The organism is Hydrogenophaga sp., assembly GCF_035481345.1.
Taxonomy (GTDB): Bacteria; Pseudomonadota; Gammaproteobacteria; order Burkholderiales; family Burkholderiaceae_C; genus Hydrogenophaga.
In genome coordinates, this window is record NZ_DATIGV010000049.1 from 1 (window position 1) to 10,120 (window position 10,120).

The window sequence follows — 10,120 nt, forward strand, 5'->3', positions numbered from 1 at the left end:
GGCGAGAGCCAGCGCTTCATGGCGCGACTCTACGCCCGATGCATCGCCTTATCGAGGGGCGAGCCGGATGGCGCCATCCAGGCGGATCACCTCGCCATTGAGCATGTCGTTCTCGATGATGTGCTTGGCCAGCTTCGCGTAGTCCTGCGGCGTGCCCAGGCGGCTGGGGAAGGGCACGCTGGCGGCCAGCGCGTCCTGCACCTCCTGCGGCATGCCGAAGAGCATGGGCGTGCCGAAGATGCCGGGGGCGATGGTCATGTTGCGGATGCCGTTGCGCGCCAGGTCGCGCGCGATCGGCAGCGTCATGCCGACCACGCCGCCCTTGGTGGCACTGTAGGCGGCCTGGCCGATCTGGCCGTCGTAGGCCGCCACGCTGGCCGTGCTGATGAGCACGCCGCGCTCGCCCGTGGGCTCGGGCTCGTTCTTGCACATGGCGTCGGCGGCCAGGCGGATCATGTTGAAGGTGCCCACCAAGTTGACCATGACGGTCTTGGTGTACACGGCCAGGGAGTGCGGGCCGTTCTTGCCCACGGTCTTTTCCGCCGGCGCGATGCCCGCGCAATTGACCAGGCCCATCAGCTTGCCCAGCGACACCGCCTGGGCCACCACGGCCTGGCCCTCGGGCTCGCTGCTCACGTCGCATTGGACGAACACGCCGCCGATGTCCTTGGCCACGGCCTCGCCCTTGTCCACCTGCATGTCGGCGATGACCACCTTGGCGCCGTTGGCCGCCAGCATGCGCGCCGTGCCTTCGCCAAGGCCCGAGGCGCCGCCAGTGACGATGAATACCTTGCCTGCTATCTCCATGCTTGTGCTCCTGAGGTGAAAGGGTGCGCCGGGTGGCGTTTACGTTGACGTAAACGTCAATTATGCAGTGACGCTCCGCCATCGCCCGTCCCGCGGCGTCGCCGAGGGCCTGCCCCCATAATCCCGCTCATGTTCTTCAACCTCCCGACCCTGCTGACCTGGGCCCGCATCGTGGCCATTCCGCTCATCGTGGGGGTGTTCTACCTGGACGGGGTGAGCCGCGCCGACCAGAACCTGGTGGCCACGATCATGTTCATCGTGTTCGCGCTCACCGACTGGGCCGATGGCTACCTCGCGCGCAAGCTCAACCAGACCTCGGCCTTCGGTGCCTTCCTCGACCCCGTGGCCGACAAGTTCCTGGTGTGCGCGAGCCTGCTGGTGCTGGTGCACATGGGCCGGGCCGACGTGTTCGCCGCGCTCATCATCATCGGCCGCGAAATCGCCATCTCCTCCCTGCGCGAATGGATGGCCATCATCGGCGCCACCAAGAGCGTGGCGGTGCACATGATCGGCAAGGTCAAGACCATGGTGCAGATGATCGCGATCCCCTTCCTGCTGTTCGACGGCCGCCTGCTCGGCCTGATCGACACGCGCGTGTGGGGCACATGGCTGCTGTGGATCTCGGCGATCCTCACGGTCTGGTCCATGGTCTATTACCTGCAGAAGGCGCTGCCCGAAATTCGCGCGCGGTCCCGCTGAACGAGCGCCATGCAGACGCCTGCGTCCGACAACGCCTGGCTGCGCGCCATGCCCTGGGTCTTCGTGCTGATCTGGAGCACGGGCTTCATCGTCGCGCGCTACGGCATGCCGCACGCGCCACCGCTGTCCTTCCTGGCCATGCGCTACGCGCTGTCCATCCTGTGCTTCCTGCCCTGGATCCTGTGGGCCGGCGTGAAATGGCCGGCCAAGCGCACGCAGTGGCTGCACCTGGCGGTGGTGGGCGTGCTCATGCACGCGGGCTACCTGGGCGGCGTGTGGGCCGCGGTGAAGGCGGGCATGGGCTCGGGCCTGTCCTCGCTCATCGTCGGCCTGCAGCCGGTGCTCACGGCCATCTGGCTCAGCGCCGTGGGTGGCGCGCAGGGCCAGGTGTCGCGCCGGCAATGGCTGGGGCTGCTGCTGGGCTTCGCGGGGCTGGTGCTGGTGGTGTCGCGCAAGCTGGTCGAAGGGTCACCGGGCGACCACGCCAACGCAGAGAACCTGTCCTATGCGGTGTTCGCGCTGTTCGCCATCACGGCTGGCACGCTGTACCAGAAGCGCTTCGTGCAGGCCTGCGACGTGCGCACCGCCAACACGGTCCAGCTCATCGCGGCCTTCATCGTCACGCTGCCGCTGGCGCTGCTGGAGTCCGAGCCCATGCACTACACCGGCGAGTTCATCGGCGCCATGGCCTGGTCGGTGCTGGGGCTCACGCTGGGGGGCAGCTCGCTGCTGTACCTGCTGATCCAGCGCGGCGCCGCCGCCAGCGTGGCCAGCCTCATGTACCTGGTACCGCCCACCACGGCTGTCATCGCCTGGCTGCTGTTTCGCGAGCCGATCACGCTGCTCACGGTGGCGGGCATCGCGGTCACGGCCTTCGGCGTGAGCCTGGTCGTGCGCTCGCCGCGCTGAGCGCCGGCGCGGGCCGCCAGGGCTCGTCGCGAAAGGCCTCCGCCAGGGCGGCCACCAGCAAGCGGATGCGCTTGGGCGACTGCGCCTGCCAGGGCGCGAGCCAATGGATGTCCGCGTCGCGGTGGCTCCAGGCCGCCAGCACCTGCACCAGCTCGCCGCTCTCGATCTGCGGTGCGATGTCCCACAGGCTGCGCAGCATGATGCCGTGGCCGGCCAGGCACCAGTCGCGCACCAGCTCGCCCGAGTTGCTGGACAGGGGCCCCGCGATGGCCACGCGGTGCAGGGCGGCATCGCCCTCGCGCTGCAGGGTCCAGTGGTCGCCGCGTGGCGGGCCGGCGTCGGTGTTCTCGCGCACCACCAGGCAGTGGTGCATGGCTAGGTCGTCCAGGGCCTGCGGCGCGCCGTGCACCGCCAGGTAGGCGGGGGCGGCCACCAGTACGCGGCGGTTGGGCGCGAGGCGGCGCGACACCCATTCACCGGCGCGCTGGTCGGGCGCGCTCCACAGCCACACCGCGCCGTCCAGGCCCTCGGCGGCCAGGTCGGGCAGCCGCTCGGTGAGCTGCAACTGCACCGACACCGCCGGGTGCTTCGCCTGGAAGGCCGCCAGCGCGGGCCCCAGCCAGCGCCGCCCGAAGCCGAAGGTGGCCGCCAGCCGGATCGGCCCGGCGGGCTCGGCCTGGCGCTCACGCAGCTCGGTCTCCAGCGTCTCGAAGCCGCGCAGCAGCTCGGCCGCGCGCAACGACAACGTCTCGCCTTCGGCCGTGGGGCTCACCCGGCGCGTGGTGCGCTGGAACAGGCGCACGCCCAGCGAGGCCTCCAGCGCCGCCAGCCGCCGCGTGACGGCCGAGGGCGTGAGCCCCAGGGCCAGCGCGGCCTGCGCCAGGCTGCCCTGTTGGCGCACGGCCTGCACCATCTCCAGATCGGCGCGGTCCATGAATTGCTCCAGACGCAACAATGAATGCAGGGATTATTGCGAATGGATTCGCTACAGTCGACGCACCGACCCAGGAGACCCACCATGAGCAAACACCGCATCGCAGTCATCGCCGGCGACGGCATCGGCACCGAAGTCATGCCCGAGGGCCTGCGCGTGATGGAGGCCGCGGCCACGCGCTTCGGCATCGACCTGCAGTTCGACCACTTCGACTTCAGCAGCTGCGACTACTTCGAGAAGCACGGCAAGATGCTGCCGGACAACTGGAAGGACCTCATCGGCGGCCACGACGCCATCTACTTCGGCGCCGTGGGCTGGCCCGCCAAGGTGCCCGACCACATCTCGCTGTGGGGCTCGCTGCTGCTGTTCCGCCGCGAGTTCGACCAGTACATCAACCTGCGCCCCGCGCGCCTCATGCCCGGCGTGGTGGCGCCCGTGGTGCGCCGCGACGGCAGCGCGCGCCAGCCCGGCGAGATCGACATGGTCATCGTGCGCGAGAACACCGAGGGCGAGTACAGCAGCATCGGCGGGCGCATGTACCCCGGCACGCCGCGCGAGATCGTGATGCAGGAGACCGTGATGTCGCGCCACGGCGTCGACCGCGCGCTGCGCTTCGCCTTCGAGGCGGCGCGCGCGCGCCCCAAGAAGCACCTGACCAGCGCCACCAAGAGCAACGGCATCGCCATCACCATGCCGTACTGGGACGAGCGCGTGGCGGAAATGGCAAAAGAGTATCCAGATGTGACGGTGGACAAGTTCCACATCGATATCCTGACCGCGCACTTCGTGCAGCGCCCCGATTTCTTCGACGTGGTCGTGGCCAGCAACCTCTTCGGCGACATCCTCTCCGACCTCGGTCCGGCCTGCACCGGCACCATCGGCATCGCGCCCAGCGCCAACCTCAACCCCGACCGAACCCACCCCTCGCTGTTCGAACCGGTGCACGGTTCGGCGCCGGACATCGCGGGCAAGGGTGTGGCCAACCCGATCGGCCAGATCTGGTGCGGCGCCATGATGCTCGACTTCCTGGGCCATCGCGAGGCGCACGACGCCGTGCTGCGCGCCATCGAGGCCGCGTTGGAGCCCAAGAGTGGTGCGCCGCGCACCGCCGACCTGGGCGGGCGCGCGGGCACGGCCGACGTCGGGCGCGCGATCGCGTCCCTTCTTTGACCGCCGGTCCCACAGGTGGGGCAAGGCCCCGCGCCAGCGCGATGTTGCGCCCGCATCTGCGTCTAGAATCGCCGCTCGTGTGGCCCACGGGCCTCAGCGCCAACCGTCTTGTTGACACGCGCTGCGGCACGTGGGTCTAATCGTTCGGCGCATGGTTTCCGGCACTTCCGCCGGGCATGCGCTCCCGGGCGGACATCGGCCAACCCTTGCGGCAGCCGTCCCGCCCGGCCCAACACACGCTTCACTCATCCATTTCCAAAGAGGGGCCCTTCGTGAACAAAACCGAACTCGTCGAACACATCGCCAAGCACGCCGACATCTCCAAGGCCGCCGCGACGCGTGCTCTCGACTCCACCATCGCTGCCATCCGCACCACCCTCAAGAAGGGCGGCACCGTGTCTCTGGTGGGCTTCGGCTCGTTCGCTGTGAGCAAGCGCCCCGCCCGCAAGGGCCGCAACCCGCGCACCGGTGCCGAGATTAAAATCAAGGCCGCCAAGGTGCCGAAGTTCCGCCCCGGCAAGGCACTGAAGGACGCGGTCAACTGATCGACCAACACCCGGGTGCTTAGCTCAGTCGGTAGAGCGGCTCTCTTACACGGAGTAGGTCGGCGGTTCGACCCCGTCAGCACCCACCACAAAAAGGCGAACGCGGGTTCGCCTTTTTTGTTGTCCGTCAGAATCCGGCACTCGACCCCGCCACCTCAAGGACGTCCGCATGTTCGATTCCATCCGCGATCACAAGAAGTACCTCATGGGCTTCCTGCTGATCCTGATCATTCCCTCCTTCGTGCTCTTCGGGGTCGAGGGCTACACGCGTTTCAGCGAAGGCGGTGAAGCGGTGGCCACGGTCGACGGCAAGGACATCAAGCGCGCCGACTGGGAGCAGGCGCACCGCGAGGAGTCGCAGCGCCTGCGCGAATCCATGCCCGGCATCGATCCCGCCATGCTCGATTCCGACGAGGCCCGCTACGCCACGCTCGAACGCATGGTGCGCGACCGCGTGGTGGCCGCCGCCGCGCAGAACCTCAAGCTCTACACCAGCGACCAGCGCCTGGCGCGCGAGCTGCAGTCCAACCCCACCATCGCCGCGATGCGCCGGCCCGACGGCAGCCTCGACGTCGAGGCCTATCGCCAACTGCTCTCGCGCCAGGGCATGACGCCCGAGATGTTCGAGGCCTCGGTGCGCGCCGACCTGTCGCAGCGCCAGGTGCTGCAGAGCGTGTTGAACAGCGGCTTCGCCTCGAACGCCATGGCCCGAGTCTCGCTCGACGCCTTCTTCGAGAAGCGCCAATTGCGCAGCAAGACCTTTGCGGCCAAGGACTTCGCCTCGCGCGTGAACCCGAGCGACGCCGACATCGAGGCCTTCTACCAGCAGAACCAGGCGCTGTTCCAGGCCGCCGAACAGGCCGACGTGGAATACCTCGTGCTCGACGCCGCCGCGCTGGAGAAGTCCGTGGCCCTCAACGAGGCCGACCTGCGCAGCTACTACGAACAGAACGTCTCCCAGCTCAGCGGTGCCGAGGAACGCCGGGCAAGCCACATCCTGCTGAGCGTGCCCGCGGGCGCCACGCCCGAACAGAAGGCCGAGGTGCGCAAGAAGGCTGAGGACCTGCTCGCCCAGGTCAAGGCCGATCCGTCGAAGTTCGCCGAACTCGCCAAGGCGAATTCGCAGGACCCGGGCTCGGCGCCCAATGGCGGCGACCTCGACTTCTTCGGCCGCGGCGCCATGGTGCCGCCCTTCGAGCAGGCCGTGTTCGCGCTCAAGAAGGGCGAGATCTCCAATCTGGTGGAGTCCGATTTCGGCCTGCACATCATCCAGCTCACCGACATCAAGGCGCCGCCCCAGCGCTCCTTCGCCGAGCTGCGCCCACAGATCGAGGAAGCGCTGCGCAAGCAGCAGGCCCAGCGCCAGTTCGCCGAAGCGGCCGACACCTTCACCAACATGGTCTACGAACAGCCCGACTCGCTGCAGCCCACGGCCGAGCGCCTGAAGCTGCAGGTGCAGACCGCCAAGGGCCTGCAGCGCACGCCCACGCCGGGCGACGAGGGCGTGCTGGCCAACCGCCGCCTGCTCGAAGCGCTGTTCGCGCCCGAGTCCACGTCCGGCAAGCGCAACACCGAGGCCATCGACGCGGGCGGCAACCGCCTGGTGTCGGCGCGCGTGGTGGCGTACCACCCGGCCCGCACGCTGAGCCTCGACGAGGTGCGCGATCAGGTGCGTGCCCGCCTGGTGGCACAGCGCGCCGCCGATCTGGCCAGGGAAGAAGGCGAGAAGCAGCTCGCGGCCTGGAAGGGCGGTGCCGATGCCGCCGCGCTCGGCGCGCCCGTCACGGCCTCGCGCGATGCGCCGCTCAACCTGGACCCGCGCGTGCTCGACGCGGCCCTCAGCGCCGATCCCAAGGCCCTGCCGGCCTGGGTGGGCGTGAACCTGGGCGAGCAGGGTTATGCGGTGGTGCAGGTCAATCGGGTGGTCCCGCGCGGCGACGTGGACGCCCAGCGCCTGGCGCAGGAGGTGCAGCAGGTGTCGCAGTGGTGGTCGGGCGCCGAGAGCCTGGCCTACTACGAGACGCTCAAGGCCCGCTACAAGGCCAGCATCAAGGTGCCCCGGCCCGGTGCGGCCACGGTGGCGGCGCGCTGAGCACGCGCCGAAGGCGCGCACCGGCTGAGGCTATAATGCGCGGCTTGCGGTGGCTGTAGCTCAGTTGGTAGAGTCCAGGATTGTGATTCCTGTCGTCGTGGGTTCGAGTCCCATCAGCCACCCCAGAATCTGAACCCCGCCTTCACCCGGTCCCGACCCGAAGGCGCTCAAGATGAAAAGCCTCGCTCTGCGAGGCTTTTCTGTTTCCGGGGTCAGGGTGCGGGGACTTCCTGCGCCTGCCAGCGCGCCAGTTGTTCGCGCAGCGCGGCATTCTCCCGTTCAAGCGCATGCACGCGCTGGCGCAAGGCGCCGAGTTCGTCGCCGTCGCTGACCGCGGCGGATTCACCGGGCGCCTGCGCCGCTTCGCGCTCCACCGCTGGCTTGCGGCGCGCTTCGCGCACGCGCCGGGCCGCTTGCTTGAGTTCTTCCCTGCCCGCGAGCGCGGCGTCCTTCTGCTCCTGCTCGGGCAGGCTGGCCACGGCGGCGGCCGCGTTCAGGGAGATGTCGCCGGCCTTGAGCGCCTCCACCACTTCCGGGGCGGCGTGCTTCTGGATCTTCTCGATCATCACCACCTGGCTGCTGCTCAGGCGCGCGGCCCTGGCGATGTCTTCGCGGCTGTTGAGCGCGCGGGTTTCGGGCGCGTCCACCGCGCTGGAGACTGGCGCGGCGGGCGCGGGCGCCGCCGCGTCGTCGCCGTCGGGCGGCAGCGATGCCGGCGGTGGCGTGGCGGCGAGCAGGCGCGCGCGCCGCGTGCTGATGATCTCGCGCTTGCGCAGCGCCAGCACGCCGCGCTGGAAGTCGGACACGCTGCGGCGCCCGAGGTGCTGATCGATCATCCACAGGTGCACGTCTTCCATCGACTGAAAGCGCGGGTTCTGCACGGTCTGGAAGGGCAGGCCGTGCTTCTGGCAGATGCCGTGGCGGTTGTGTCCGTCCACGAGCACGTCGCCCCATAGCACCAGGGCATCGCGGCAACCCTCGGCGAGCAGGCTGCGCTCCAGTGCCTCGTACTCGTCGGGCGTGAGGGGGTCGATGTAGGCTTTGAGCTCCGGAAGGATGGTGATCTGCATGGGGTCGGCTGAAACGAGCGAAAGGCGGCCGGCGACTATACCCAGGCGGCGAAGCGCCTCGGGCCGTCACCGGCCACCCGACCGAGTGGCCGCTCCCCTCAGGTCAGCGCCAGCGACAGGGTCGGAAACAGCGCCACCAGCAGCAGCACCAGCAGCATCGCGCCGACATAGGGCAGTGCGCCGCCGAAGATCGCCTCCACCGACACCTTGGGGTCGTTCAGCGTGGACTTCACGGTGAAGACCGAGATGCCGAAGGGCGGTGTGAGCAGGCCGATCTCGACCGCGAGCACGGTGAGCACGCCGAACTGGATCAGGTTGAAGCCCAGGTCGCTGGCGATCGGTACGGCCACCGGCGTCATGATCAGCAGGATGGAGCTGGAGTCCAGGATCATGCCCAGGAAGAGCACGATCACGACGTAGATCAGCAGGAAGCCGTAGGGGCCCAGGCCTGCGTCCTGCACCAGGTCGCTGATGGCCACGGGCACACCCGCCACCGACAGCATGCGGCTGTAGAAGCTCGCGGCGATCAGCAGGATGAGGATGGTGACGGACACGCTGCCCGTTTCGTGCAGCACGCGCCAGAAGCGGCCCTGGCCCAGGCTGCGCCGCGCCAGCGCCACCACCAGCGCGCCGAAGGCACCGATGCCACCGGCCTCGGTGGGTGTGAAGAAGCCGCTGTACAGCCCACCCAGCACCAGCACCACCAGCGCCACGATGGGCAGCAGCTTGCCCGCCATCTGCGCGCCGCTGAGCATGGGGCCGGTGGCGCGCTGCAGGGCGAGGTCGCGCTGGCGTTGCAGGTCGAACACCATGCCCGGCGCGAACGTGGCCATCAGCACGATCAGCACCACGAAGGCCGCGGCCAGCATGAAGCCCGGGATGATGCCGGCGATGAACAGGGTGCCGATGGACTGCTCGGCCAGCACGCCGTAGATGATCATCAGCAGGCTGGGCGGGATCAGCATGCCCAGCACCGAGCTGCCGGCCACCGTGCCGGCCGCGAAGGCGGTGCGGTAGCCGTGGCGCGCCATCTCGGGCACGGCCACGCGCGTGAACACCGCGGCCGAGGCGATGGACACGCCCGTGACCGCCGCGAACACCGTGTTGGCCGCCACCGTGGCCACGCCCAGGCCGCCACGCACGCGGCGCAGCAAGGCCTCGGCCACCTCGAAGGTGTCCTTGCCCACGTTCGATATGGACACCAGCAGTCCCATCAGCACGAACAGCGGGATGGTGGCGAAGATGTAGTCGGCCACGCCGTTGTAGGCCGAGAGGTAGAGCAGGCGCATGGCCATCTCCACGTCCTCGCGCATGAGCCAGATGCCGGCAAAGCCGATGCCGATGAGCGCCACCGCGATGTGCACGCCCAGCAGCACGAAGACCACCAGCGCGCCGATCAGCAGCCCGCCGAATGCCAGTTCGCTCATGCCGGCTCCCCGAATTCACCCGCGTGGCGCCACAGCGAGGGGATCTGCAACAGGTAGGCGCCGGCGGCCACGACCGAGCCGCCCACGATCAGCGCGCGAAACGGCCAGGTGGGCACGGTGTACACACCCTGCACGCCGAAGAACTCGCTGCTGCGCCAGGCCTCGGCGAGTTCCGGCCAGGCGATGAAAGCCAGCGCCACGAAGAGCGCCGTGCCCAGCACGGCGTTGCCCACCTCCAGCAGGCGCAGGGCCGTGAGCGAACGCGCGCCCACCAGGCGCAGCAGGAAGTCGCTGCGCGTCATGCGGCCCGAGCAGATGGCCGCGGCGAGTTGCAGGAACACGATGGAGGCGACGGAGCGCGCGGCGAATTCGGCCACGCCCGTGATGGGCGTGTCGAGGAAGTTGCGGCCCACCACGTCGGCCACGACCATCATCATCATGAGAAAGATCCACACGGTGCCGACGGC

At 69.0% G+C, this 10,120-nt stretch carries 10 protein-coding genes and 2 tRNA genes; 7 read left to right on the plus strand and 5 right to left on the minus strand.

Translation table 11 applies throughout. The annotated features are described in order from the left end of the window. Window positions 1-48: 48 nt before the first annotated feature. Complete coding sequence (locus tag VLG41_RS05445; RefSeq protein WP_325348374.1) at window positions 49-807, minus strand: 3-hydroxyacyl-CoA dehydrogenase; 759 nt, start codon at window positions 805-807, stop codon at window positions 49-51. Between the two features lie 129 nt (window positions 808-936). Between VLG41_RS05445 and pgsA the strand changes: the two genes are divergently transcribed. Continuing rightward, window positions 937-1,506, plus strand: a complete 570-nt coding sequence (gene pgsA, locus VLG41_RS05450) for a CDP-diacylglycerol--glycerol-3-phosphate 3-phosphatidyltransferase (RefSeq protein ID WP_325348375.1) — start codon at window positions 937-939, stop codon at window positions 1,504-1,506. A gap of 9 nt (window positions 1,507-1,515) precedes the next feature. Further along, window positions 1,516-2,415 (plus strand): DMT family transporter, encoded by a 900-nt coding sequence (locus tag VLG41_RS05455; RefSeq protein WP_325348376.1) that lies wholly within the window; start codon window positions 1,516-1,518, stop codon window positions 2,413-2,415. Here VLG41_RS05455 and VLG41_RS05460 read toward each other — a convergent pair. Further along, window positions 2,372-3,349, minus strand: coding sequence for a LysR family transcriptional regulator (locus tag VLG41_RS05460; RefSeq protein ID WP_325348377.1), 978 nt, complete (start codon window positions 3,347-3,349; stop codon window positions 2,372-2,374). The two genes, VLG41_RS05455 and VLG41_RS05460, sit on opposite strands and share 44 nt — an antisense overlap. Window positions 3,350-3,433: 84 nt before the next feature. Between VLG41_RS05460 and VLG41_RS05465 the strand changes: the two genes are divergently transcribed. From VLG41_RS05465 to VLG41_RS05485, 5 genes are all read left to right on the plus strand, one after another. Continuing rightward, on the plus strand, window positions 3,434-4,519 hold the full coding sequence (locus VLG41_RS05465) for a tartrate dehydrogenase (protein ID WP_325348378.1): 1,086 nt from the start codon (window positions 3,434-3,436) through the stop codon (window positions 4,517-4,519). A 176-nt stretch (window positions 4,520-4,695) separates the two neighbouring features. Then, the gene (locus VLG41_RS05470; protein WP_325348379.1) at window positions 4,696-5,064 is read left to right on the plus strand and encodes an HU family DNA-binding protein; all 369 of its coding nucleotides are present in this window, start codon (window positions 4,696-4,698) and stop codon (window positions 5,062-5,064) included. A gap of 13 nt (window positions 5,065-5,077) precedes the next feature. After that, window positions 5,078-5,153, plus strand: a tRNA-Val gene (locus tag VLG41_RS05475). An 80-nt stretch (window positions 5,154-5,233) separates the two neighbouring features. Further along, entirely contained in the window at window positions 5,234-7,156 is a 1,923-nt protein-coding gene (locus VLG41_RS05480) for a SurA N-terminal domain-containing protein (protein ID WP_325348380.1), read from the plus strand. A gap of 49 nt (window positions 7,157-7,205) precedes the next feature. After that, window positions 7,206-7,281: transfer RNA gene (locus VLG41_RS05485), tRNA-His, on the plus strand. A gap of 87 nt (window positions 7,282-7,368) precedes the next feature. Here VLG41_RS05485 and VLG41_RS05490 read toward each other — a convergent pair. The 3 genes from VLG41_RS05490 to VLG41_RS05500 form a co-directional block, all read right to left on the minus strand. Further along, window positions 7,369-8,226, minus strand: a complete 858-nt coding sequence (locus VLG41_RS05490) for a plasmid replication/partition related protein (protein WP_325348381.1) — start codon at window positions 8,224-8,226, stop codon at window positions 7,369-7,371. Between the two features lie 98 nt (window positions 8,227-8,324). After that, window positions 8,325-9,653, minus strand: a complete 1,329-nt coding sequence (locus VLG41_RS05495; protein WP_325348382.1) for a TRAP transporter large permease subunit — start codon at window positions 9,651-9,653, stop codon at window positions 8,325-8,327. Then, a partial coding sequence (locus VLG41_RS05500) for a TRAP transporter small permease subunit (RefSeq protein WP_325348383.1) occupies window positions 9,650-10,120 on the minus strand: 471 nt, incomplete at its 5' end. The genes VLG41_RS05495 and VLG41_RS05500, both read right to left, overlap by 4 nt.